Origin of the sequence: Burkholderia sp. FL-7-2-10-S1-D7 (genome assembly GCF_001524185.1) — a bacterium.
Classification (GTDB): Bacteria; Pseudomonadota; Gammaproteobacteria; order Burkholderiales; family Burkholderiaceae; genus Burkholderia; species Burkholderia diffusa.
Window position 1 is genome coordinate 188,030 of sequence record NZ_LOWY01000100.1, and the last position, 24,320, is coordinate 212,349.

Consider the following 24,320-nt stretch of genomic DNA (forward strand, 5'->3'; position numbering starts at 1 on the left):
GTATGGCAAAAACGCTCAGTGTAAATGAGCGGCGCGAGCATCGAACAGTCGCGCGCGCTTGCCTACACTTGTTGCATCGAAACGAAAGGTCGGTCGCCGCACGCGGCCGCAGGAGACAGCAGCGCCATGGACGAGCTTTACACCGAAGACCAGCGGATGATCCGCGACGCCGCGCGTGCTTTTGCCACCGAGGTGCTGGCACCGAACGCCGCGCAGTGGGACCACGACGCGCACCTGCCCGACGCCGTCGTCGCGCAGCTCGGCGAACTCGGCCTGCTCGGGATGATCGTGCCGCAGGAGCTGGGCGGCGCGTATACGGATTACGTCGCCTACGCGCTGGCGATCGAGGAAATCGCCGCCGGCGATGCCGCGTGCGCGACGCTGATGAGCGTGCACAACTCGGTCGGCTGCGGGCCGATCCTCGGTTTCGGTACGCCCGCGCAGAAGGATCGCTGGCTGGCCGAGATGGCGGCGGGCCGCATCATCGGCGCGTTCTGCCTGACCGAGCCGCAGGCCGGCTCCGAGGCGAACAACCTGCGTACGCGGGCGGAACTGCGCGACGGCAAGTGGGTGCTGAACGGCGCGAAGCAGTTCGTGACCAACGGCCAGCGCGCCGGGCTCGCGATCGTTTTTGCCATGACCGACCCTGAAGCCGGCAAGCGCGGCATTTCCGCGTTCCTGGTGCCGACCGACACGCCGGGCTTCATCGTCGGCAAGCCTGAAAAGAAGATGGGCATCCGCGCATCCGACACATGCCCGATCACGTTCGAGAACTGCGCGATTCCGGAAGAAAACCTGCTCGGCAATCGCGGCGAAGGGCTGAAGATCGCGCTGTCGAACCTGGAAGGCGGGCGCATCGGCATTGCCGCGCAGGCGCTCGGCATCGCGCGCGCCGCGTTCGACAAGGCGCGCCGCTATGCGCGCGAGCGCGTGCAGTTCGGCAAGCCGATCGCCGAGCACCAGGCGATCCAGCAGAAGCTGGCCGACATGGCCACGCAGATCAACGCGGCGCGCCTGCTCGTGCATCACGCGGCAAAGCTGCGCACGGCGGGGCTGCCGTGCCTGTCCGAAGCATCGCAGGCGAAGCTGTTCGCGTCCGAGATGGCCGAGCGCGTGTGTTCGGATGCGATCCAGATCCACGGCGGGTACGGCTACCTCGCCGATTACGAAGTCGAGCGTCACTATCGCGACGCGCGCATCACGCAGATCTACGAGGGCACCAGCGAAGTGCAGCGGATGGTGATCGCGCGACAGCTTTGAGTCCTGAATCGCGACGCGCGCTCCACCGACAACCACGCAAAGAACCAGACAGGCAGGCAAACAGGCAGGGCACGAAGGCAGCGCGGCAAACGCGGCACGCAACGACGTGACCGTGCGCCGCGCGACACGGAACCGGGCATGCGCTGCAGCCATGCACTGGACCGACCGCACGAGGCATGGGACGAGAGCAAGCGTTGATGCGCTGACTCTCGTCGACAGGAGACAGGAGACGACACGATGACGGTACAGGCATTCCTGGACGCACGCGACTTTCTGCTGCGCCATCGCACCGACTACGAAACCGCGTACCGCGATTTCGAATGGCCGGTGCTCGATGCGTTCAACTGGGCGCTCGACTACTTCGACCCGATGGCGCGCGGCAACGACAAGCCCGCGCTGTGGATCGTCGACGCGGCAACCGGCACGGGCGATCCGTATTCGTTCGCGCAGATGTCCGAGCGCTCGTCGCGGATCGCAAACTGGCTGCGCGGCATCGGCGTCGTGCGCGGCGACCGGATCCTGCTGATGCTGCCGAACCGTGTCGAGCTGTGGGACGCGATGCTCGCCGCAATGAAGCTCGGCGCGATCGTGTTGCCCGCGACCACGCAGCTGTCGGCCGACGACGTGCGCGATCGCGTGCAGATCGGCGGCGCGAAATACGCGATCGTCGACGAGAGCGAAACCGCGAAATTCGAACAGGCCGATCTCGGCCTCAAGCAGAAGATCGTCGCCGGCGCGCCGCGCGCGGGCTGGCTCGCGATGAACGACGGCTACGCGGCGAGCGCCGCGTTCGAGCCCGACGCCATCACGCACGCGAACGATCCGATGCTGCTGTACTTCACGTCGGGCACGACGTCGAAGCCGAAGCTCGTCGAGCATACGCACCGCACCTATCCGGTCGGGCACCTGTCGACGATGTACTGGGTCGGCCTGCAGCCGGGCGACATTCACTGGAACATCAGCTCGCCGGGTTGGGCGAAGCATGCGTGGAGCTGCTTCTTCGCGCCATGGAATGCGCAGGCGTGCGTGTTCGCGTTCAACTACGCGCGCTTCGAGCCGAAGGTCGTGCTCGACGCGCTCGTCAAATACCAGGTGACGACGCTGTGCGCGCCGCCGACGGTGTGGCGCATGCTCGTGCAGCAGCCGCTCGCGTCGTTCGACGTGAAGCTGCGCGAGATCGTCGGCGCCGGCGAGCCGCTGAATCCCGAGATCATCGAGCGCGTGAAGAAGGCGTGGGGCATCACGATTCGCGACGGCTACGGCCAGACCGAGACGACCTGCCTGATCGGCAACACACCGGGCCAGCCCGTCGTCGCCGGTTCGATGGGGCGCCCGCTGCCCGGCTACCGGATCGCGCTGCTCGACCCGGACGGCGCGCCCGTCAGCGAAGGCGAGGTCGCGCTGCCGATCGGCGCGGGCGTGACGCGCCCGGTCGGCCTGATGAACGGCTATGCGAACAATCCGGACGCGACGGCCCACGCGATGCGCGACGGCCATTACCGCACGTCGGACATCGCGATGCGCGGCGACGACGGCTACTACGTGTACATCGGCCGCGCGGACGACGTGTTCAAGTCGTCCGACTACCGGCTGAGCCCGTTCGAACTCGAAAGCGTGCTGATCGAGCATCCGGCGATCGCGGAAGCGGCCGTCGTGCCGAGCCCGGACCCGGTGCGGCTGTCGGTGCCGAAGACTTTCATCACGCTGCGCCAGGGGTACGAGGAAAGTCCCGCGCTCGCGCTGGAGATCTTCCGCTTCTCGCGCGAGAAGCTCGCGCCGTACAAGCGCATCCGGCGCCTGCAGTTCGCGGAGCTGCCGAAGACCATCTCGGGGAAGATCCGCCGCGTCGAGCTGCGCCGCCGCGAGATCGAGCGCGGCGACGATGCGACCACGCGCATGCCCGGCGAATACTGGGAAGAAGATTTCGCCGCCGAACTGAAATGACCTGCCGTGGGCCGCGTGCCGCATATCGCGGCCGTCGCCCGCGGCACCGATCGAACCGGCCGCGCGTTGCATGACGCGACACGGCCCACTGCAAGGAGAGTGCATCGATGAACGCGAATCCGACGCCCCGCACGGGGCAAGACGTGCCGACGGTCAAGCTGCTGATCGACGGCGCCTTCGTCGAGTCCACCACGAGCGAGTGGCGCGACATCGTCAACCCGGCGACGCAGCAGGTCCTCGCGCGCGTGCCGTTCGCGACCGTCGCGGAAGTCGACGCGGCCGTGCAGGCCGCGCACGTCGCGTATGCGACATGGAAGAACACGCCGATTTCCGCGCGCATGCGCATCATGCTGAAGTTCCAGGATCTCGTGCGCGCGAACCTGCAGCGCATCGCGAAGACGCTGACGGCCGAGCAGGGCAAGACGCTGCCCGATGCCGAAGGCGACATCTTCCGCGGCCTCGAAGTGGTCGAGCACGCGTGCTCCGTCGGCACGCTGCAGCTCGGCGAATTCGCGGAGAACGTCGCGGGCGGTGTCGATACCTACACGCTGCGCCAGCCGCTCGGCGTGTGCGCGGGCATCACGCCGTTCAACTTCCCCGCGATGATTCCGCTGTGGATGTTCCCGATGGCGATCGTGTGCGGCAACACGTTCGTGCTGAAACCGTCGGAGCAGGATCCGATGTCGACGATGGAGCTCGTCGAACTGGCGATCGAGGCCGGCGTGCCGAAGGGCGTGCTGAACGTCGTGCACGGCGGCAAGGAAGTGGTCGACGCGATCTGCACGCATCCGCTCGTGAAGGCGATCTCGTTCGTCGGCTCGACCGCCGTCGGCACGCACGTGTACCACCTCGGCAGTCAGCACGGCAAGCGCGTGCAGTCGATGATGGGCGCGAAGAACCACGCGATCCTGCTGCCCGACGCGAACCGCGAGCAGGCGATCAACGCGCTGGTCGGCGCCGGCTTCGGCGCGGCGGGCCAGCGTTGCATGGCGACCTCCGTCGCGGTGCTGGTCGGCAACGCGCGCGAGTGGCTGCCGGACATCGTCGCGAAGGCGAAGCAGCTGAAGGTCAACGCGGGCTCGGAAGCGGGCACCGACGTCGGGCCGGTGGTGTCGCGCGGCGCGAAGGCGCGCATCCTGTCGCTGATCGACACGGGCATCAAGGAAGGCGCGAAGCTCGAACTCGACGGCCGCGACGTGAAGGTCGCCGGCTTCGAGGAAGGCAACTTCATCGGGCCGACGATCTTCTCCGGCGTGAAGACCGACATGACGATCTACACGCATGAAATCTTCGGGCCGGTGCTGGTCGTGATGGAAGTCGACACGCTCGACGAAGCGATCGCGCTCGTCAATGCGAACCCGATGGGCAACGGCGTGGGCATCTTCACGCAGAGCGGCGCGGCCGCGCGCAAGTTCCAGAGCGAGATCGACGTCGGCCAGGTCGGCATCAACATCCCGATTCCGGTGCCCGTGCCGTTCTTCAGCTTCACCGGCTCGCGCGGCTCGAAGCTCGGTGATCTCGGCCCGTACGGCAAGCAGGTCGTGCAGTTCTACACGCAGACGAAGACGGTCACCGCGCGCTGGTTCGACGACGACACGACGGCCGGCCCGGTGAACACGACGATCCGGCTGCATTGAGCCGGGGAGGACACGAACATGAAGATCGGATTTATCGGACTCGGCCACATGGGTGGGCCGATGGCGCTGAACCTCCTGAAGGCCGGCCATGAAGTGCACGCGTTCGACCTGAGCGCCGACGCATTGCGCGCGCTGCAGGACGCCGGCGCGCAGGTGGCTGCGTCGCCTCGCGAAGCCGCATCGGGCGCGACCTTCGTCATCACGATGCTGCCGGCCGCGCCGCACGTGCGCTCGGTGCTCGCCGGCGAGAACGGCGTGCTGGCCGGCCTCGACGCCGGCGCGACCGTGATCGATTCGAGCACGATCGATCCGGCGAGCGCGCAGGCGTTCGGCGCGCTCGTGCGCGAGCGCGGCGGCGCGTTCGTCGATGCGCCCGTGTCGGGCGGCACCGGCGGCGCGGCGGCAGGCACCTTGACCTTCATGGTCGGCGGCAGCGACGCCGATTTCGAGCGCGTGAAGCCGGTGCTCGCCGGCATGGGCAAGAACATCGTCCATTGCGGCGCGACGGGGATGGGGCAGGTCGCGAAGGTATGCAACAACCTCGTGCTCGGCATCTCGATGGCGGCCGTGTCGGAGGCGATGTCGCTCGGCGTCGCGCTCGGCATCGACCCGAAGGTGCTGGCCGGGATCGTCAACACGTCGACGGGCCGTTGCTGGAGCTCGGACACCTACAACCCGTATCCGGGCGTGATCGACACCGCGCCGTCGTCGCGCGGCTACAGCGGCGGCTTCGGCACCGACCTTATGCTGAAGGATCTCGGCCTCGCGAACGACGCCGCGAAGCAGGCGCGCCAGCCCGTCTATCTCGGCGCGCTCGCGCAGCAGCTGTACCAGACGATGAGCAGCCGCGGCGACGGGCAACTCGATTTCTCGGCGGTGATCCGCCTGTACCAACCGGCCACGAAGAAGGACGCCTCATGATCGAACTGGACTACGTCGACGACGGCGCGATCGCGTGCGCGACGCTCAAGCGTCCGCCCGCGAACGCCTTTACCGCCGACGGGCTGCGGCAACTGCAGGAAACCGTCGCCGAACTGAACGCGAACCCGCGCGTGCGCGCGCTGGTGATCACCGGCGACGGCCCGAAGTTCTTCAGCGCGGGCGCCGACCTGAACACGTTCGCCGACGGCGACCACGCGGTCGCGCGCGCGATGGCCGCGCGCTTTGGCGCGGCGTTCGAGGCGCTGCATGACGCGCGTGTCGTGACGATCGCGGCGATCAACGGCTATGCGATGGGCGGCGGCCTCGAATGCGCACTCGCGTGCGACCTGCGGATCGCGGAGACGCACGCGCAGATGGCGCTGCCCGAACCGTCGGTCGGCCTGCTGCCGTGCGGGCTCGGCACGCAGACACTGCCCTGGCTCGTCGGCGAGGGCTGGGCGAAGAAGATCATCCTGGCCGGCACGCGCGTCGACGCGGCAACGGCGCTCAGGATCGGCCTCGTCGAGGACGTGGTCGAAAGCGGCGCGGCACGCGATGCGGCGCTGGCGCTCGCACGCAACGTCGCGCGGCAGAGCCCGCACGCGATTGCATACAGCAAGGAACTGATCGGCCTCGCGCGCCGCGGCGTGCCGCGCAGCGCGGCGCTCGCGGTCGAGCGCGAACGCTTCGTCGACCTGTTCGACACGAACGATCCGCGCGAAGGCGTGGCCGCGTTTCTCGGCAAGCGCGCGCCGCAATGGCAACCCGATGGAGAGCCGCAACGATGAGCACGCCGGTCAAGACTCATGACAGCTTCGCGCAACCCGCGCCGGAGGTGCTGTTCCGCGTGGTGAACCGCGTGGCGCTCATCACGCTGAACCGGCCGGCCGCGCTCAATGCGTTGTCCTATTCGATGATCGGCGAGCTGGCCGCACACCTCGAACGCTGCCGCACCGATGACCAGATCGTCGCGGTCGTGCTGCGCGGCGCGGGCGAGAAGGGCTTCTGCGCGGGCGGCGACGTGCGCGCGCTGCACCGGATGGTCGCGCAGCGCGAGACGTGGCTGCCGTTCTTCGTCGACGAATACCGCCTCGACTACGCGATCCATACGTTCCCGAAGCCGGTCGTCGCGTTGATGGACGGCGTGACGATGGGCGGCGGAATGGGGCTTGCGCAAGGGGCGGCGCTGCGCGTCGCGACCGAGCGCAGCAAGATCGCGATGCCGGAGACGCGCATCGGCCTCGTGCCGGACGTCGGCGCGACGCATTTCCTGTCGCGCATGCCGGTCGAACTCGAGCTGTACGTGGGGTTGACGGGCGCGATGCTGTCGGGTGCCGACGCGCTGACCGCGAAGCTCGCGGACCTGTGCGTGCCGTCGTCGTGGCTCGATACGTTCGAGACGCGCATCGAAAGCGTCAAATGGGACGGCGACGTGCTGCCGGCGCTGCGCAAGGTGTTCGAGCCGCCGTGCAACGTCGTGCCGCATTCGGCGCTCGACAGCCAGATGGCGTGGATCGTTCGTCACTTCGACAAGCGCTCGACCGTCGAGCGGATCGTCGCGACGCTGAAGCAGGATCTTGAACGCGACGAGCGGGCGCGCGAGCATCGTCAATGGCTGCAGTCGACGCTCGACGCACTCACCGGCCATTCGCCGACGATGCTGTGCGTGACGCGCGAAGCGCTGCTGCGCGGCCGTCAGATGACGCTCGCCGAGTCGTTCCGGATGGAGCTCGGCATCGTGGCGCGCGCGATCGAGGAGGGCGACTTCTGCGAAGGCGTGCGCGCGCACCTCGTCGACAAGGATCGCAAGCCGCGCTGGGCGCCGGCGTCGCTCGTCGAACTGCGCGCCGAACGCGTGCGGCATTTCCTGACGTCGCCGTGGAAACTGTTCGCACATCCGCTCGCCGATCTTGGCGCGGCGTGAGGTGACGTGATGCACCGACGCGCCCGTGCGGCGCGTCGGCTTCGACCCATTTCCTTTCCGCGCTTCCGCGCTCAGCGCTCGATCATCGGCGGCACCGCCTGCACGAGCGCGTCGATCACGCAGCGCGTCTTGCGCGGCAGGTAGCGCGTTTTCGGCCAGATCGCGTGGATGTCGCCTTCGCAGACGAAACAGCGGTCGAGCACGACGACCATTTCGCCGCGCTTCACGTAATGATCGAGCAGCCAGCTCGGCAGCCATGCGATTCCGAACCCCGAGGCGCCTGCCGCCGCGATTGCCTGCACGTCGTCGAAACTGAGCTGATGCGACATGTCGATGCGCACCGTCGAGCCGTCCGGCGCGCGCAAGTCCCACGGCTGCGCGACGCCCGAGCGTGAATACGCGATCGTCCGGTGGTTCCTGAGGTCGTCGAGCGATTGCGGCATTCCGTGGCGCGCCAGATACGACGGCGCCGCGCCGAGGCTCCCGTATTGCGTGCCGAGCCGCCGCACCGCGAGGCTTGTGCTGTCCGAAAGCGGGCCGATCCGTACCGCGAGGTCGATCCCTTCTTCGACCAGATCGACGAAACGGTCGGTGATCGACACGTCGATCCGCAGGTGCGGATAGGTGCGCGCGAGATCGAGCACGATCGGCGTCACGCAGTGATGCCCGAATGCGAGCGGCACGCTCAGCCGCAGCTTGCCGCGCGCTTCGTTGCGGCCGCAATCGAGATCGGCTTCCGCCGCTTCCAGCTCCGCGAGCGCGCGCACGCAGCGGTCGTAGTACGCCTGGCCGTCGTCGGTCAGGCTCTGGCTGCGGGTCGTGCGCTGCAGCAGCCGCGCGCCGAGCCGCTTCTCGAGCCGCGCGATCGCCTTGCCGACCGCCGAGCGCGTCATGTCGAGCCGTTCCGCGGCGAGCGCGAAGCTGCCGGATTCCACGACCTGGACGAAGGTCGTTACGCCGTCGAGTCTGTCGGTCATGGCGGGTTGGATTGATTGCGTCCTGTGATTCCCTGGTTCGTGGAAATAGGCGCGTCAATGGGGAGCGAAATTCTCACTATAGTACCGATTCCCGTTCAGCGTGCGTCGCCGGCCGCGCGCGGCGATCCCTTCTCACTGGAGGCGCGCGGCCCGTTGCCGGGCCGACGCGCAATACGCATGACGCTATCCGACTCCCGCAGGAATGCGGTCGCGCTCGCGGCCGTCTGTCTCACGTCGCTGATGTTCGGCCTCGAGATCTCGAGCGTGCCGGTGATCCTGCCGACGCTCGAACACGTGCTGCACGGCGACTTCAACGGCATGCAGTGGATCATGAACGCGTACACGATCGCGTGCACGACGGTGCTGATGGCGGCCGGCACGCTTGCGGACCGGTTCGGCCGCAAGCGCGTGTACGTGATCGGCACCGCGCTGTTCGGTGCGACGTCGTTGCTGTGCGGGCTCGCGCCGACCGTGCCGGTGCTGGTCGCGGGCCGGCTGCTGCAGGGCGCGAGCGGCGGCGCGATGCTGATCTGCCAGATCGCGGTGCTGTCGCACCAGTTCCGCGAAGGGCGCGAGCGCGGCCGCGCGTTCGGGATCTGGGGGATCGTGTTCGGGATCGGTCTCGGCTTCGGGCCGCTCGTCGGCGGCGCGATCGTCGCGCTGGCGAGCTGGCCGTGGGTGTTTCTCGTGCATGCGCCGCTCGCGGCCGTCGCGCTCGTGCTGATCGGCGGCGCGGTGCGGGAGTCGCGCGATCCGCACGCGGGCACGCTCGACGTCGCGGGCATCGTCACGCTGTCGCTTGCCGTGCTCGGTCTCGCGTTCTACATCACGCAGAGTGCAGAGCTGGGGCTCACGAGTGCTGCCGGGCTCGGCGTGCTCGGTGCGACCGTGCTCGCGCTGGCCGGCTTCTTCATCGCGGAGCGCACGAGCGCGCGGCCGATGTTCGACTTCTCCGTGTTCCGGATTCGCGCGTTCACCGGCGCGATCTTCGGCTCGATGGGGATGAACTTCAGCTTCTGGCCGTTCATGATCTACCTGCCGATCTGGTTCCAGGTCGCGCTCGGCTACGACAGCGTGACGGCCGGCCTCGCGCTGCTCGCATACACGCTGCCGACGCTGGTCGCGCCGCCGTTCGGCGAGCGGCTCGCGCTGCGCTACGGGCCCGGCGTCGTGATCCCGGGGGGCCTGTTTACGATCGCGGTCGGCTTCGCGCTGATGCGGATCGGCGGCGGCGTCGAGCATGCCAGCTGGCTCACGATGCTGCCAGGCTGCGTGATCGCCGGCATCGGGCTCGGGCTCACCAACACGCCGGTCACGAACACGACGACGGGCGCGGTGCCGAGCTCGCGCGCCGGGATGGCGTCAGGCATCGACATGAGCGCGCGGATGATCTCGCTCGCGCTGAACATCGCGACGATGGGCTTCGTGCTGGTTGCGGGGATCGTCGCGAGCCTGAAGGCGGGCGTCGCGGGGGCGGTCGATGCGGGGGCGCTGCGCATGCTGGCCCAGCAGATCGCGTCGGGCCGCACAGATGGGCTGCAGGCGATCGCGCCGGCGCTCGCAAAGGCCGACCCGACCGGGGCGGCGCTGCACGCGGCGCTCTTGCACGGGTTCGGCTGGGTGATGGTGTACGGCGCGGCTGGCGTGGCCGTGCTCGCGACCGCGAGCGCGGTGGCGTTCGCGCCGGCAAGGCGCGGGGCGACGGTGTGTGAATGACGGGCGCAATGTCGCGCGCGGCCGGTTCCGGGCGCTTACGCGCCGTTGCCGCGAGCGTCGATCCGGCGTTGCGTGTCCGCGTCGACGATCGCGCGGATCGTGCTGAATAACGGCGCCGCGTCAGTGTAGCGCCGGCCGTAGCCGAGATTGAACGCGTAGTCGAAATCCGGCGGATTGCTGCCCTGGTTGTGCTGGAGGATCGTTTCGAGCTTGTCGAGTGCCTTCGCGGCGCGCGCTTCCGGTGATGCCGCCGCCTCGTATTCGTCCCACAGTGCGACGATCTCGTCGCGCAGCACGCGATCGAGCCCGGCCGTCAGCATCAGCAGGTCGTCGCGTTCGTGTGTGTGCTTGTCCGGATGCGCGGCCTGCTCGATCGCGGGGATGTCGCCGTGCAGCGCTTCGCCGAGATCGTGGACGACGCACTGCTTCAGCAGCTTCGTCGTGTCGACGTCGGGTAGCGCATCGGCAAACACGAGCGCCATCAGGCACAGCCGCCAGCTGTGTTCGGCCGTGCTTTCGGTGCGCCCGGTCGACGTGTGGCCGCTGCGCAGCACGTCTTTCAGGCGTTCGGCTTCGCGCAGGAAATCGAGCCGCGCGTGGATCGTGCCAGGATGAAGATGGCGACAGGGCAGGCCGGCGTCGCAGGCGGGGGACGGCGAGCGTCGGGATCGGTACCGCCGATATGGGGCTCGGCGTTGCACGACGAATTCATTCGTCCACCTTCATATTGATGCCACGTTGCGCGGGCAACAATCGCGGGCAGACGTTCGACAATCTTGCGGCGCATCCCGCGACCGCAAGCCTTTTCCGAGGAAACGCCATGCTCAAGACGCTCGCCCGCGCCGCGGCCGCACTCGCCGTCGCATCCGCCTCGCTGCACGCCGTCGCGCAGACCAGCTACGACTACCTGTTGCTCGCGGCTTCGTGGGAGCCCGGCTTCTGCGCGTCGCACGACACGCCGGAGTGTACGAACCTCGCCGGCACGTACGCGGCGACGAGCCTGTCGCTGCACGGCCTGTGGCCGAGCAGGTACGACGGCAACCAGCCGTTCTACTGCGGCGTGCCGCAGAGCGACGTCGATCTCGACAACGCGCACCAGTGGTGCAGCATGGATGCGTATCCGGTCAGCACCGCGACGCGCAACACGCTGTCAACCTACATGCCGGGCGTGGCGTCGTGCCTCGACAAGCACGAATGGTTCAAGCATGGCACCTGCTCGAATTCGGCATCGCCGGACGCATACTGGAACGAGGCGGCCGGCATGATCGGCCGGCTAGGCAACACGTCGTTCAACGCGTTCCTGCAGGCGAACGCGGGCAAGACCGTGACGCGCAACCAGCTGCTGTCCGCATTCGAAGGCGCGTTCGGCAGCAATACGCGCAGCGCGGTGTCGCTGAAGTGCACGAAGACCAACGGCGTCAGCTATTTCACGGAAGCGTGGATCGCGGTCAAGACGAATGCGACCACGCAGTTTCCGAGCGCGGCGTCGCTCGTGACGGACGGGAATACGCAGGGGACCTGCCCGACGTCGGGCGTGTATATCGCGAAGTAACGCGCGACGTTGCGTGGGATGCGCCGGTCGGGAGCGTTCCGGCCGGCGTGGTGCGGGTGTTGCACGTCTATGCGAGCAGCAGCAGTGCGTCGGCGAGCGACAGCACGGTCGTGCGCGTCTCGAACGCCGTCGCGAACAGATGCTCGTGCACGACCTCATCCGGGTCGTAGCAGCAGTCCTTCACCGTATACAGCCGGAAATCCGCATCGCTTGCGTGCGCAACCGACGACAGCACGACGCCGGTCGACGCAATGCCGACCAGGATCAGCGTGTCGATACCCTGCGCGACGAGCCGTGACTGCAGGTCGGTGCGGAAGAACACGCTCGCGCGATGCGCGACGGTCAGCGGCTCGTCGTCCAGCCGTCCGAGTTCCGGGCACGGGCCGTCGTCGACGAACAGGCCGAGCTGCTTGATTCCTTGCCCGTTCTTGTTGCGTGGACTGACTTCCAGATAGCCTGGGCTGAAACGGAGATTGGCGAAACACACGTGGACGCCGCCCGCCCGGGCGGCATCGCACAGCTTGCGCGTGTTGGCGAGCAGGGTAGGGGCGACCGATGGAAAGAGGCCGAGAATGTCGGTCTGGTAGTGCATCACGACCAGTGCGGTTTTTGCCGGCACGATCGGCGGAATCGGCGTGCGTGTGCGGCCTTCCGCGCTTGCGCGGCGAGTCGTTGCGAGATCTGAAGCGTGTTCCGGTTGCATGACTGATGCTCTCCCATGAGTCATTTCGGTGTCTCAGAAAATCGATCGCTCGTTATACGTCGTCAACCATTCCGATGCAAGCGTGCCGGACCGCGGTCGATATGACCTGACATGCAATCTCTTCGGGCGGGTGGCGCAGATCGATGCCATCGTCGCCGCCAAAAAAACCGTCATTTTCTCTCCGAGGTGGGTCAGGCCTGCGGCGGCGCAGGGGGCATTTCCACATCGGCGCCGACACCTTCGCGATTGCATTACGCACGCCGCTGCTTAGGAAATGAATTTTTATTGGTTCTGCTTCCCTGTCCGCGCTCGCATAGTGGTGCTGACGGCTATAGACAGCACGCAAGCTGCACCGGCCGCATTCCCGGTTGTTTTTGATCATACGAATCTGCGAGAACAAGGAAGCGTGATGACGTTTGCATTGGAAGAACGAACGGCCGCCCGGCAGGCGCTCGACGACGCCCGCGCGGTCGCGGCAGCGGCCGGCACGCCGTACGCGGGGGGCGTGGCGCCCGACGCCGCATGGGCGCTGTTTTCCGCCGGCCACGCGTTGCTGGTCGACGTACGGACCGCGGAGGAACGGAAATTCGTGGGCCACGTGCCGGAGTCGCTGCACGTGCCATGGGCGACCGGCACGAGCCTGACGCGCAACCCGCGCTTCGTGCGCGAGCTGGAAGCGAAGACAGGCAAGGACGCGGTGCTGCTGCTGCTCTGCCGCAGCGGCAACCGGTCCGCGCAAGCGGCCGAGGCCGCGACCAAAGCGGGCTTCACGCAGGTATTCAACGTGCTCGAAGGGTTCGAGGGCGAACTCGACGAACAGCAGCATCGCGGCGACCGCAACGGCTGGCGCCATCGCGGCCTGCCGTGGACGCAGGACTGAATCACGGCCGTTACGGGGAGAAGTCAGCATGGCCGCATTCGAAATCGACGACATCGTTCAGTCGCTCCAGACCGTGCGCCGCGCGTGGCGCGAGAAACAGCGGCGCTCGCTCGAACCGGGCGGGCGCGACCTGCCGGCGCGCGAAGCGCTCGCACAGATCATCGGCGCGCTGAAGGGCGTGCTGTTCCCGATGCGGCTCGGGCCGCCCGACCTGCGACAGGAGAGCGAGAACTTCTATGTGGCCCATGCACTCGACGCGGCGCTGAACGCGTTGCTCGCGCAGGTGACGCTGGAGTTGCGCTACGCGGCGCGGCAACGCAACGCCGACGCGCAAATCGACGAGGCCGCGTCAGCGGCCGTGCAGGCGTTCGCCGCACGCTTGCCGGACATTCGCCGGCTGCTCGACAGTGACGTGCTGGCCGCATTTCACGGCGATCCGGCGGCCGGCAGCGTCGACGAAGTGCTGCTGTGCTATCCCGGCATCCTCGCGATGATTCACCACCGGCTCGCGCACGAGCTGTACCGGCTCGGGCTGCCGCTGCTCGCGCGCATCATCGCCGAGCAGGCGCACGCCGAAACCGGTATCGACATTCATCCGGGTGCGCGCGTGGGCGGCGGCTTCTTCATCGACCACGGCACGGGCGTCGTGATCGGCGAAACCGCGATCATCGGCGAGCGCGTGCGCGTGTACCAGGCGGTCACGCTCGGCGCGAAGCGCTTCCCGCGCGATGCGGCAGGGCATCTGGAGAAGGGGCTCGCGCGCCATCCGATCGTCGAGGACGACGTCGTGATCTATGCGGGCGCAACGATCCTCGGCCGCGTGACGATCGGCCGCGGCGCGGTGATCGGCGGCAACGTGTGGCTGACGCAGGACGTGCCGGCCGGCGCGAACGTCACGCAGGCCGTGCTGCGCAGCGAGGCGAACGCCGGCCCGCCCGCGCGGACCGAACCGGCCCGGCCGGCCGCACAGGTGACGCCATGAGCAACCTGATCCAGCACTTCGGCGCCAACGTGCGCAAGCTGCGCGAAGCCCGCACGTGGTCGCAGGAGCAGCTCGCGGAACACGCGGGGCTGAACCGCTCGTACGTCGGCGAGATCGAGCGCGGCGAGGCGATCGCGTCGATCGTCACCGCCGACAAGATCGCGCGCGCGTTCGACGTGTCGATCGCGATGCTGCTGCGCGGCGTGTACGCCGCCTGACGCATCGCGCTGCTTTTCCCGTTCGGTGGTGCCATATGACGGCTATAGCATGTTGAGCCGGCAGGTGCGTGCTTCCGATAATCATCCCGCGTCATAAGCAATCCCGTTTTTCATCTTAAGAACCCGGAGCCACACATGTCGACCGTTGCAATCGGCACGGCCGCGCTGAGCGATCACGCCGCCCGCCAACTAGCGAACGCTACCAAGACCGTCCCGCAGCTTTCCACGATTACGCCGCGCTGGCTGACGCATCTGCTGCAGTGGGTGCCGGTCGAGGCCGGTATCTATCGGCTGAACCAGGTGAAGAACCCGGAGGCCGTGCGCGCCGCGTGCACGCAGCTCGAGGACGAGCGCGTGCTGCCGCGAACCTTCGTGCCGTACGAGGAACAGCCGCGCGAGTATTTCCTCAACGCGGTGAGCACGGTGCTCGACGTGCATACGCGGATCTCCGATCTCTACAGCAGTCCTCATGACCAGATCAAGGAACAGCTGCGCCTGACGATCGAGACGATCAAGGAGCTGCAGGAAAGCCAGCTGATCAACAACCCGGACTACGGGCTGCTCGCGAACGTGACCGACGAACAGCGGATCTTCCCCCTGACCGGCGCGCCGACGCCCGACGATCTCGACGAACTGCTGACGAAGGTGTGGAAGGAGCCGGCGTTCTTCCTCGCGCACCCGCTCGCGATTGCCGCGTTCGGCCGCGAATGCACGCGGCGCGGCGTGCCGCCGCCGACGGTCAGCCTGTTCGGCTCGCAGTTCCTCACATGGCGCGGCATTCCGCTGATCCCGTCGGACAAGGTGCCCGTCGCGGACGGCAAGACGAAGATCCTGCTGCTGCGCGTCGGCGACAAGCGCCAGGGCGTCGTCGGGCTCTACCAGCCGGGCGTCGCCGGCGAGCAGGGGCCGGGCCTGTCGGTTCGCTTCATGGGGATCAACGACCAGGCGATCGCGTCGTACCTGATTTCGCTGTACTGCTCGCTCGCGGTCCACTCGCCGGATGCGCTGGCTGTCCTCGATGACGTCGAAATCGCCAAGTACCATGACTATCCCGACACCTACCGTTAATCCCGGCGCGATCGGCGGCGACGCTCCGGCGCGGCCGCACGCGCCGCTGCCCGCCGGTTTGCCTGACCCGGCGGCGCTCGCACGGCTCGCGTCCGAGTTCTTCGCGACGCCGCCCGGGCAGGCGCCCGCGCCGGGCCTGTCGGCCGGCAGTGGTGCGGTCGGCGGCGTACCGTCGGCGTTGCCGGCCGCAGCGCCGATTCTCGCGTCGGTGAGCAATCCCGCGCCGGCCGGCTCGCCGCTCGCCGGGCCGGGCGGCACGGGCACCGGCGTGCCGGGCCTCGCGCTGCCGCAAGGCAAGGCACCGGGTGCGAATCTCGCGCCGTCCGCACCGACGCACGTGCTGTCGCTCGGCAATCGCGTGCCGGCGCTCGCGCCGCATGCGGCCGCACAGAACGGGCTGCCCGACAACGCCGTGTCGATCGCGCCGGCGCTGGAGCCGCGCGTCGGCGGCGCGGCGCTCGGCGTGCCGCAGGCGAACGCGGTGGCGGCTGAGGAAAGCGCGAAGGCCGCATCGCCGTACTACTTCACCGACGGCGTGCGGCAAGGCTGGCAGGCGACGCCGGAGGACATCGTCGTGCCGTCGAATGGGCTGGCGTCGCCAGAGGCGTTCGGGCTGCCGGGCGACGATGCATTGCGCGAACTGCTCGCCGTGCAGCCCGACCGGCCGGTCTCGCGTGCATCGGGGGCGGACGTTCCGCGATATTTCATCGACGATGCGCATGCCATCGAACCGTCGGGCCAGTTGCATCGCGGCGCGCACCCGCCGTTCGACGTCAACGCGATTCGCCGCGACTTCCCGATCCTGCAGGAGCGCGTGAACGGCAAGCCGCTCGTATGGTTCGACAACGCGGCGACGACGCACAAGCCGCAGGCCGTGATCGATCGCCTTGCGTATTTCTACGCGCACGAGAACTCGAACATCCACCGCGCAGCGCATGCGCTCGCGGGCCGCGCGACCGATGCGTACGAGCATGCGCGGGAGACCGTGCGCCGCTTCATCGGTGCATCGTCGCCGGACGAGATCGTGTTCGTGCGCGGCACGACCGAGGCGATCAACCTGATCGCGAAGACGTGGGGCGTGCAGCACGTCGGCGAAGGCGACGAGATCGTCGTGTCGCATCTCGAGCATCACGCGAACATCGTGCCCTGGCAGCAGCTCGCCGCGCAGAAAGGCGCGAAGCTACGCGTGATTCCGGTCGACGATTCGGGGCAGGTGCTGCTCGACGAATACCGGAAGCTGCTCAACGACCGCACGAAGATCGTGGCCGTCACGCAGGTGTCGAACGCGCTCGGCACGGTCGTGCCCGTGAAGGAGATCGTCGAGCTCGCGCATCGCGCGGGCGCGAAGGCGCTCGTCGACGGCGCGCAGTCGATCTCGCACATGCGCGTGGACGTGCAGGCGCTCGATGCGGATTTCTTCGTGTTTTCCGGGCACAAGATCTACGGGCCGACCGGGATCGGCGTCGTGTACGGCAAGCGCGCGATCCTCGACGACATGCCGCCGTGGCAGGGCGGCGGCAACATGATCGCGGACGTGACGTTCGAGCGCACGGTGTTCCAGCCGCCGCCGAACCGCTTCGAGGCCGGCACCGGCAACATCGCGGATGCGGTGGGGCTCGGCGCGGCGCTCGACTACGTGAGCCGCGTCGGCATCGAGAACATCGCGCGCTACGAGCACGACCTGCTCGCATATGCGACGAGCATGCTCGCGCCGGTCCCGGGCGTGCGGCTCGTGGGCACTGCGCGCGACAAGGCGAGCGTGCTGTCGTTCGTGCTGAAGGGCTATGAAACCGAGGAAGTCGGGCAGGCGCTGAACGAGGAGGGCATCGCGGTGCGCTCCGGGCATCACTGCGCGCAGCCGATCCTGCGGCGCTTCGGGCTCGAGGCCACGGTGCGGCCGTCGCTCGCGTTCTACAACACGTGCGACGAGGTCGATGCGCTGGTGCGTGTCGTGCGAAGGCTGTCGACGCGCCGTTGACGGTGTCCGGGTCTGAAGGTCGAGCCGCTTGCGGGCGTCATCCGTGACGTGTCGCAGGCGGCTTTTTAGTCGCTTCACGATCACGCGGTCGCAAGGGCGTCGGCCCATTGGTTCGTCCTGTTCTGTTGCGTCGAAATTGGCTGGCACGCTTCAACAGAGCGTGGTGACGCGTATAACAATGCGCGGCGGCGCGATCCAATAACGGATTCGGAAATGCGTTCGCGCCGTCGTGCAAAGCGTGTGGCGCCGGCTATTGCGACACGGCTTGCTGCGCGGTGGGCGTGCAGATCGGGCGGATCGTCTCGCCTGCGAGCACGCGCTTCACGAACGGAATCGAATCGGCGAGCGACGCGTTCACGGTGCTGTTGTGTTCGCGGCCCGCATACAGGTGCGCCTCGACCGTCGTGCCCGCCGCGCACGCATCCTTCGCGAGCGCGAGTTCGAGCGGCGCGAGCCCGTCGTCCGCGCCCGCACCGATGAAGACGGGCGTGGCGATCTTCAGCGTCGGGAACGTCAGGTATTCGTCCCACCAAGCCTTCAGCCGTGCATCGCCGCCGGGCTTCACGGTGTTCGCATGCGTGAGGTGCGCGAGCACGGCGTCGTCCTCGAGCGACGCGAGGCAACTGATGCGCGACTGTTCGAGGATCGGCAATGCCTGGTCGGTCAGCACCTCGTCCGCGCGCAGCGACGGGTCGATCTGCTGCGCGGAGAGCACCGAGTAGAACTGGTACGCGAGCGTCGGATCGACGCGATCGGGATCGCGCCGGTACGCGCTCTCGAACTTCGGCAGCGACGCGAGCGTGGCGGGAGACGCGTTGTAGATCGTGCCGGTGGCAACGGTCGCGCGGATCGCGAGTTCGGGCGCGTAGGCGCGCGCGTAGCCGGCCGCCGCGAACACGGCCGAGCCGCCCTGCGACTGGCCGACGAGCACGACCTCGTTCGCGAGGCCCGGCACCCCGCCGAGCACCGCGCGCACGCTGTCGAGCAGCGTGTAGCTGTTCGAGCGGTTGTTGAGCTGCGGATTCGGGCCGGGCGTGCCGAGCCCCTGGTAGTCGGTCGCGACGACCGCGAATCCTTGCTGAAGCCACGCGTTCAGGAAGCGCACGTCGCGATACGAGCGGCCGAACCACGATGGCGCGCAGATGTCGGCCATCCCGAACGTGCCGTGCGCCCACGCGACGATCGGCCAGCCGCCCGCCGGCGGCGTGCCGCGCGGCACGAACAGCGCACCCGACACGGCGATCGGCGTGCGGCCGCCGACGCCGTCGGTCGATGCATAGAGGATGCGCAGCTGGCGCCCGGCGCTCGCGAGCCCGAGCGTCGCCGGAAGCGGCTCGGTGCGCAGCAGCACGCCGGGCGTCGCCGGAATGTCGCGGTCCCACGTGTAGAACGCGGACACGCGACCGTCGCCCTGCAACGGATCGGGTGCAGGAACGCGGCCCGGTGAAGCCGCATGCGAGAGGAGGGACGAGACGGCGAGCGCCGAAGCCAGCAGCGTGCGCGCGGCGTATGCGCGCAGGGGGAGGAGCGTCATGGTCGGATGGAGGTCGGTGAGTTCGGATCGGACGCGCTGCGCATTGCGCGGCGCGGGCCGACCACAACGCAAGTTTCGAACCAGCGCAGCCGTTGGGTGCGCAGCGCGTGGCAAGACGGGCCGCCGTGTCGTGCGGCGTGCCGCGCGCGCTCTCAGCGGCTGCGTGTCGGGCAGCAATCCGGGCCGGCAGGCTGTTGCTCCCGCAACAAAGGCGCACGCGTGGCTCGGACGGCGCGCATCGTGCGTGGCGCACGCGCACCGTGGCGCGGGCCTTCGATACACGTATGCCCGGCTGGCACGATTGCTGCTGATCCGGTGGCCGTGCGTCGCGGTGTCACGACATCGCGATGCGAGCCCATCCGTCCACCCGATCAAGGAAACCGTCCTCATGTCCGTCACCTCAACCATCGACAGCGGCGAACTCGTGGCATTCGTCGAGCGCGCCACGCGCGAATTCACGCAGGCCGAACGCGTGCTGAAGGACACGCGCACGCTGTCCGCGACCAACACGTTCCAGGCGTTCCAGCGTGTGCCAGGCACGGAGCTTGTTGTCGCGTTGTCGGCGCCGAGCCCGTGGGCCGCGTCGCAGGAGATCCAGCCGGTCGTCGTGACGTTCGACGGCGACGTGCTGCACGGCGACGCGCGCGCGGGCGGCAACGGGCCGCGCTATGCGGACGTGTTCCGCGAGGCGCCGGAGGTCGGCGTCGTGATCCACGTGCACGGCCCGTACCTCGGCGCCTGGGCGAGCGCGCATCGCCCGCTGCCGATCCGCTATGCGCCGGCTGCGCGCTACACCCGCGCGCGCGAGATTCCGGTGTATGTCGATCGTCGTCCCGGCGAGCCGCGCTTCATCGTCGACACGATCCGCCGCGACCCCGAGGTGCCGGCGATCATCGAGGCGAATGGCGGCGCGACGTTCTGGGGAAAATCGATCCTCGATGTGTCGAAGTACATCCTGATCCTCGAGGAAGCCGCGTATTTCCAGGCGCTCGCGGAACCGCTCGGCGGCTCGCTCGAATTCGGCCCTGGCGCGCTCGAGCAGCAATGGAAGATGACCGGCCTCGCGTGACGCCGCGCGGCGGTCGGCGCAATCCGGCCGCCGTCATACCGATAGCTCGATGAATTGGTTCGTGGCCGGCGCGCGTCTTGCTATCGTCGAATCTTCCCCGTTCAACACGCCGGTCGTGCCATGGCCATCTTCAGCTTGCCGGACCCGACTTCGCATGCGATCACGATTCGTGCGAAGGCGCTGACGTTCGACGATCCCAAATCGCGGGTGCTGCTCGAGCGCATCCAGCTCGTCGCGCCAAGCGACGCGACCGTGCTCGTCACCGGCGAGAGCGGCACCGGCAAGGAGCTGATCGCGCGCCTCGTGCATTCGCTGAGCGAGCGCCGTGACGGCCCGTTCGTCGCGGTCAACTGCGGCGCGTTCTCCGAGACGCTGATCGAGAGCGAACTGTTCGGCCACGAGCGCGGTGCGTTTACCGGCGCGATCAACAGCCAGCCCGGCTGGTTCGAATCCGCGAATCGCGGCACGCTGTTTCTCGACGAGGTGGGCGATCTGCCGCTGTCCGCGCAGGTGAAGCTGCTGCGCGTGCTGCAGGAGCGCGAAGTGACGCCGGTCGGCTCGCGCAAGACCGTGAAGATCGACGTGCGGCTCGTCGCGGCGACCAACGTGAATCTCGAAGCCGCGGTGCGCGCGGGCAATTTCCGCGAGGATCTCTACTACCGGCTCAACGTCGTAAAGCTGAGCCTGTTGCCGCTGCGCGAGCGGCCCGGCGACATCGCGCCGCTGATCGAACACTTCATCGACACCTATGCGAAGCGGCTGCGCGTGGCGGCGCCGACGCTGACGGACGCCGCGCGCGCACGGCTGCATGCGCACGCATGGCCCGGCAACATCCGCGAACTCGAGAACGTGATCCACCACGCGGTGCTGATCTGCGCGGGCGGCGCGATCGACGTGAGCGACCTGCAGTTCTCCGCGCTGTCGCTTGCGCCCGATGCCGGCGACCCGAGCACCGCGGCGGTGGCGCCGCCGCGCCGTGCGCGCGACGTGGCCGAGGCAACCGATGCGCTGCGCCACGCGGTGATCGAGCTGCTGGATCTCGGCACGCCGGCGCTGTGGCAGCACATCGAGGACACCGTCTACCGCAGCGTGTTCGACTACAGCGACCACAACCAGCTGCGCATGTCGCGCCTGCTCGACCAGTCGCGCAACATCGTGCGCGCGCGGCTCGCGCAGCTCGGCATCCTGAAGCCGCGCGACGCGGGCGACGCCGACGCGCGGCTGCGCCGTCAGGCGTGATCGCGCCAGCGCAGCGCGCGCTGCGCGATCCGCTCGCATAGCGCACTCATGCCGACGGCGAGCGCCGTCACGCCCAGCACGCAGACCAGCAACACGTCGGCGCGCGCGCCGGCCTGCGCGTTCTGCATCAGGCTGCCGACACCCGCGCCCGCGTTGAACAGCAACTCGCTGCTGGTCGCGGTGATCCACGCAAACGGCACGGCCTGCAACACGCCCGCGAACAGGTCGGGCAGCGCGCCCGGAATCAGCACGTCGCGCCACAGGCCGATGAGCGTCAGGCGATACGACTGCGCGAGTTCGACATAGCGCGGATCGACGCGGCGCAGCCCGTCGAAGCTGGCGGTGGTCATCGGGTAGAACGCGGCGAGCGCGATGATGAAGACCTTCGCGAATTCTCCGGTGCCGGCCCACAAGCTCAGCAGCGGAATCAGCCCGAGCAGCGGCACGTAGCGCAGCGCCTGAAACGCCGGCTCGCCGAGCTTGCGCACGAGCGTCGAGCGCGCCATCGCCGCGCCGAACACGAGTCCGAACACGATGCCGGCCGCCAGGCCGAGCGTCGTGCGGCGCAGGCTCGCGCCGAGATCGGTCGCGAGTTCGCCGCTGCGTGCGAGTTCGACGAGCGCGGTGCCAACCTGCTGCAACGGCACGAACGCGTATTGATGGACCGCGTCGCCGGACGACGCGTATTGCCATGCGGCGACCAGCAGGGCCGGCACGACGAGGCCGCGCGCACGGCGGCGCAGCGCGGCGAACGAGAAGGGGGGCTTGGCGAGGGTCATTCGGAAACCTGTTCGTTCAGCGCGCGGGCGTCTGCCAGCGCAATGCGTAGCGTTGCACGAGCGTGATCGACCGGTCGATCGCGAAGCCGATCAGCCCGATCACCGCGACGTCGATGAGCACGACGTCGAGGCGCAGCATCTGCCGCGCCAGTTCCATCATCTGGCCGATCCCGCTGTCGGCGCTCAGCAGTTCGACCGCGACGAGCGCGAGCCAGGCGCGCGCGAGCGCGATCCGCACGCCAGTCAGGAGTGGCGGCAACGCGGCCGGCAGCAGCACGTCGCGCAGCAGCGCGAAGCGGCCGAGCCCGTAGTGGCGCGCCATCTCGACGAGATCGCGCGGCGCGTCGTGCACGCCCGTGTACGCGGCCAGTGCGACCGGAAAAAATACGGCCTTGGCGACGACGACGAGCTTCAGCGGTTCGTCGACGCCGATCAGCAGGATCAGCAACGGAATCAGCGTGAGCGTCGGCACCTGCCGCAGCAGGTCGAACGTCGGCCGCAGGTAATCGGCGAACAGCCGGCTGCGCGCAAGCAGGATGCCGAACGCGGCACCGCCGGTCGCACCGATCGCAAAGCCGAGCGCGAGGCGATGCAGCGTGATCAGCAGGTTGTCGCGCAGTTCGCCCGTGTCGAGCAGCGTGCGCAGCGTTGCCGCGAGCCGATCCGGCGGCACGACGAGCTGCGGCGGGAACCAGCGCTGCGCGCTCGCGAACCACCACAGCGCGACGAACGCGACGGGCGTGGCCCACCACAGCGCGATGCCGCCGAGCCGAGCGAGTCCGGTCAGGCGGAGCGCGCGTGCGCCGTTCGACGCGAGGGCGTGCGTCGGCATCAGCGGCTCGCGACGCGCGCCGCGTCGGTGCGCCAGTAGCCGTCGAGCCCGAGCTGCTTGAGCGCGGTCGACACGAACGTCGGCGCGAGCAGCGTGTTGACGTCGACCGGCGTGGACGTCAGGCCGGCCTGGCGGCTGTACGCGATGACGTCGCGATAGTGGCCGGTCAGCGCGGGCGTGAAGAGCGGCGTCCATTGCTCCTTCCACGGTGTCGCCTCGTCCGCGTATTCGCGGCGCACGACGCTTTCCGGCTGGCCGGACGCGCTCAGGATCTTCACGAACGCGTCGCGGTTCTGCGGCTGCGAGATCCAGTGCGCGGCGCGCACGTAGGCCGTCGCGACGAGCTGCGTGACGTCGGGGTAGCGCCGCACGAAATCGTCGGACGCCCACAGTTCCGCGCGCATCTTCCAGTCGTCGGGCGCGGTCTTGGTCGACCAGATGATCTTGCCGACGTTCTTGTCGACGAGCGAATACGCGTCGGACAGCGTGAAGAAGCCGTCGACGCGGCCGGCCGCGACGGCTGCCGCACCGGCCTGCGGGTCGAGGTTGTAGATCTTGAAGTCGGACAGCTTCAGCCCGTTCTCGGCGAGCAGCTTGCTGAACGTGACTTCCCACGGCCGGCCGCGATTGAGCGCGATGCGCTTGCCTTTCAGATCGACGATCGACTTCGCGGTCGAGCCGGCCGGCACGACGAGATACGTGTTGCTGCCGGCACCGCCCGGGACGATCAGGCGCGTATGGGTGCCCGATGCGTTGACGACGACCGACGGCAGGTCGCCGTAGCCGGCGAAATCGATGCTGCCGTTCGTGAATGCCTCGTTCACGAGCGTGCCGACCGCCGCGGTCGACACGGGTACCCATTGCAGTTTCACGTGCCGTGCGGCGAGTGCCTTTTCGAGCGACTTGTCGGCGTCGAGCAGTGCCGACGCGCCAGCGTATTGTGTCTTGCCGCCGCTCGAATAGGCGACGACGGCGATCCGCACGACCCTGGGTGCGTCGTCCGCATGCGCGGCCGGTGCGGTGAGCATCGCCGCGGCGAACGGCAGCGCGGCGAACTGTGCGTGCAGCAGGCGGCGCAGCGAGGCGAGGGAGAGCGTGTGTTTCATG

23 protein-coding genes are annotated in these 24,320 nt (G+C 68.4%); 15 read left to right on the top strand and 8 right to left on the bottom strand.

Going from position 1 to position 24,320, the window contains the following annotated elements; genetic code table 11:
- The first annotated feature begins 126 nt into the window (after positions 1–126).
- From WS75_RS28950 to WS75_RS28975, 6 genes are all read left to right on the top strand, one after another.
- Positions 127–1,260, top strand: a complete 1,134-nt coding sequence (locus tag WS75_RS28950; protein ID WP_059686358.1) for an acyl-CoA dehydrogenase family protein — start codon at positions 127–129, stop codon at positions 1,258–1,260.
- A gap of 237 nt (positions 1,261–1,497) precedes the next feature.
- Positions 1,498–3,204: an AMP-binding protein gene (locus WS75_RS28955; protein ID WP_059685768.1), complete on the top strand. Its 1,707-nt coding sequence runs from the start codon at positions 1,498–1,500 to the stop codon at positions 3,202–3,204.
- Between the two features lie 107 nt (positions 3,205–3,311).
- A complete protein-coding gene (locus tag WS75_RS28960) occupies positions 3,312–4,841 on the top strand; it encodes a CoA-acylating methylmalonate-semialdehyde dehydrogenase (RefSeq protein WP_059685770.1) in 1,530 nt (509 codons plus the stop codon).
- Positions 4,842–4,859: 18 nt separating this feature from the next.
- Positions 4,860–5,762 carry a 3-hydroxyisobutyrate dehydrogenase gene (gene mmsB, locus WS75_RS28965; RefSeq protein WP_059685772.1) on the top strand — a complete coding sequence of 301 codons (903 nt, stop codon included), beginning with the start codon at positions 4,860–4,862 and terminating at the stop codon, positions 5,760–5,762.
- The gene (locus tag WS75_RS28970; RefSeq protein WP_059685774.1) at positions 5,759–6,550 is read left to right on the top strand and encodes an enoyl-CoA hydratase; all 792 of its coding nucleotides are present in this window, start codon (positions 5,759–5,761) and stop codon (positions 6,548–6,550) included. The genes mmsB and WS75_RS28970 overlap by 4 nt, the downstream gene beginning before the upstream one ends.
- A complete protein-coding gene (locus WS75_RS28975; RefSeq protein ID WP_059685777.1) occupies positions 6,547–7,686 on the top strand; it encodes an enoyl-CoA hydratase/isomerase family protein in 1,140 nt (379 codons plus the stop codon). Before WS75_RS28970 ends, WS75_RS28975 begins: the two co-directional genes overlap by 4 nt.
- Before the next feature lie 71 nt (positions 7,687–7,757).
- On the opposite strand, the gene WS75_RS28980 is transcribed toward WS75_RS28975, so the two are convergent.
- On the bottom strand, positions 7,758–8,663 hold the full coding sequence (locus WS75_RS28980; protein WP_059685778.1) for a LysR family transcriptional regulator: 906 nt from the start codon (positions 8,661–8,663) through the stop codon (positions 7,758–7,760).
- 177 nt (positions 8,664–8,840) lie between these two features.
- On the opposite strand from WS75_RS28980, the gene WS75_RS28985 reads away from it, so the two are divergent.
- A complete protein-coding gene (locus WS75_RS28985) occupies positions 8,841–10,379 on the top strand; it encodes an MFS transporter (protein ID WP_059685780.1) in 1,539 nt (512 codons plus the stop codon).
- Positions 10,380–10,414: 35 nt separating this feature from the next.
- Here the strand turns inward: WS75_RS28985 and WS75_RS28990 are convergent, their stop codons facing one another.
- Positions 10,415–11,011 (bottom strand): HD domain-containing protein, encoded by a 597-nt coding sequence (locus tag WS75_RS28990; RefSeq protein WP_059686360.1) that lies wholly within the window; start codon positions 11,009–11,011, stop codon positions 10,415–10,417.
- Between the two features lie 188 nt (positions 11,012–11,199).
- Here WS75_RS28990 and WS75_RS28995 point away from each other — a divergent pair, with 188 nt between their 5' ends.
- Positions 11,200–11,931: a ribonuclease T2 gene (locus WS75_RS28995; RefSeq protein ID WP_059686362.1), complete on the top strand. Its 732-nt coding sequence runs from the start codon at positions 11,200–11,202 to the stop codon at positions 11,929–11,931.
- A 67-nt stretch (positions 11,932–11,998) separates the two neighbouring features.
- Here WS75_RS28995 and WS75_RS29000 read toward each other — a convergent pair whose 3' ends face one another.
- Together WS75_RS29000 and WS75_RS33960 are read right to left on the bottom strand one after the other, a co-directional pair.
- Positions 11,999–12,634 (bottom strand): isochorismatase family cysteine hydrolase, encoded by a 636-nt coding sequence (locus WS75_RS29000; protein ID WP_059685782.1) that lies wholly within the window; start codon positions 12,632–12,634, stop codon positions 11,999–12,001.
- 52 nt (positions 12,635–12,686) lie between these two features.
- Positions 12,687–13,016 carry a hypothetical protein gene (locus WS75_RS33960; RefSeq protein ID WP_156429913.1) on the bottom strand — a complete coding sequence of 110 codons (330 nt, stop codon included), beginning with the start codon at positions 13,014–13,016 and terminating at the stop codon, positions 12,687–12,689.
- 27 nt (positions 13,017–13,043) lie between these two features.
- Here WS75_RS33960 and WS75_RS29005 point away from each other — a divergent pair, with 27 nt between their 5' ends.
- From WS75_RS29005 to WS75_RS29025, 5 genes are all read left to right on the top strand, one after another.
- Positions 13,044–13,514: a rhodanese-like domain-containing protein gene (locus tag WS75_RS29005; protein ID WP_059685784.1), complete on the top strand. Its 471-nt coding sequence runs from the start codon at positions 13,044–13,046 to the stop codon at positions 13,512–13,514.
- A 28-nt stretch (positions 13,515–13,542) separates the two neighbouring features.
- Positions 13,543–14,496, top strand: a complete 954-nt coding sequence (gene epsC, locus WS75_RS29010; protein ID WP_059685786.1) for a serine O-acetyltransferase EpsC — start codon at positions 13,543–13,545, stop codon at positions 14,494–14,496.
- Complete coding sequence (locus WS75_RS29015) at positions 14,493–14,714, top strand: helix-turn-helix domain-containing protein (RefSeq protein ID WP_059685788.1); 222 nt, start codon at positions 14,493–14,495, stop codon at positions 14,712–14,714. Before epsC ends, WS75_RS29015 begins: the two co-directional genes overlap by 4 nt.
- 135 nt (positions 14,715–14,849) lie before the next feature.
- Entirely contained in the window at positions 14,850–15,782 is a 933-nt protein-coding gene (locus WS75_RS29020) for a family 2A encapsulin nanocompartment shell protein (protein WP_059685790.1), read from the top strand.
- Complete coding sequence (locus tag WS75_RS29025; protein WP_059685792.1) at positions 15,757–17,760, top strand: family 2A encapsulin nanocompartment cargo protein cysteine desulfurase; 2,004 nt, start codon at positions 15,757–15,759, stop codon at positions 17,758–17,760. Before WS75_RS29020 ends, WS75_RS29025 begins: the two co-directional genes overlap by 26 nt.
- Positions 17,761–18,010: 250 nt before the next feature.
- Here WS75_RS29025 and WS75_RS29030 read toward each other — a convergent pair whose 3' ends face one another.
- Positions 18,011–19,294 carry a lipase family protein gene (locus tag WS75_RS29030; protein ID WP_059685794.1) on the bottom strand — a complete coding sequence of 428 codons (1,284 nt, stop codon included), beginning with the start codon at positions 19,292–19,294 and terminating at the stop codon, positions 18,011–18,013.
- 388 nt (positions 19,295–19,682) lie between these two features.
- Between WS75_RS29030 and WS75_RS29035 the strand changes: the two genes are divergently transcribed.
- Both WS75_RS29035 and WS75_RS29040 read left to right on the top strand, forming a co-directional pair.
- Positions 19,683–20,363: a class II aldolase/adducin family protein gene (locus WS75_RS29035; protein ID WP_059686364.1), complete on the top strand. Its 681-nt coding sequence runs from the start codon at positions 19,683–19,685 to the stop codon at positions 20,361–20,363.
- A gap of 120 nt (positions 20,364–20,483) precedes the next feature.
- Complete coding sequence (locus WS75_RS29040) at positions 20,484–21,602, top strand: sigma-54 interaction domain-containing protein (protein WP_059685796.1); 1,119 nt, start codon at positions 20,484–20,486, stop codon at positions 21,600–21,602.
- Here the strand turns inward: WS75_RS29040 and WS75_RS29045 are convergent.
- From WS75_RS29045 to WS75_RS29055, 3 genes are read right to left on the bottom strand one after another with little or no spacing between them, the layout of a single operon-like run.
- A complete protein-coding gene (locus tag WS75_RS29045; RefSeq protein ID WP_059685798.1) occupies positions 21,593–22,381 on the bottom strand; it encodes an ABC transporter permease in 789 nt (262 codons plus the stop codon). The two genes, WS75_RS29040 and WS75_RS29045, sit on opposite strands and share 10 nt — an antisense overlap.
- A gap of 16 nt (positions 22,382–22,397) precedes the next feature.
- Positions 22,398–23,213, bottom strand: a complete 816-nt coding sequence (locus WS75_RS29050; RefSeq protein ID WP_059685800.1) for an ABC transporter permease — start codon at positions 23,211–23,213, stop codon at positions 22,398–22,400.
- On the bottom strand, positions 23,213–24,319 hold the full coding sequence (locus tag WS75_RS29055) for a PhnD/SsuA/transferrin family substrate-binding protein (protein WP_082729781.1): 1,107 nt from the start codon (positions 24,317–24,319) through the stop codon (positions 23,213–23,215). Before WS75_RS29055 ends, WS75_RS29050 begins: the two co-directional genes overlap by 1 nt.
- Position 24,320 lies beyond the last annotated feature (1 nt).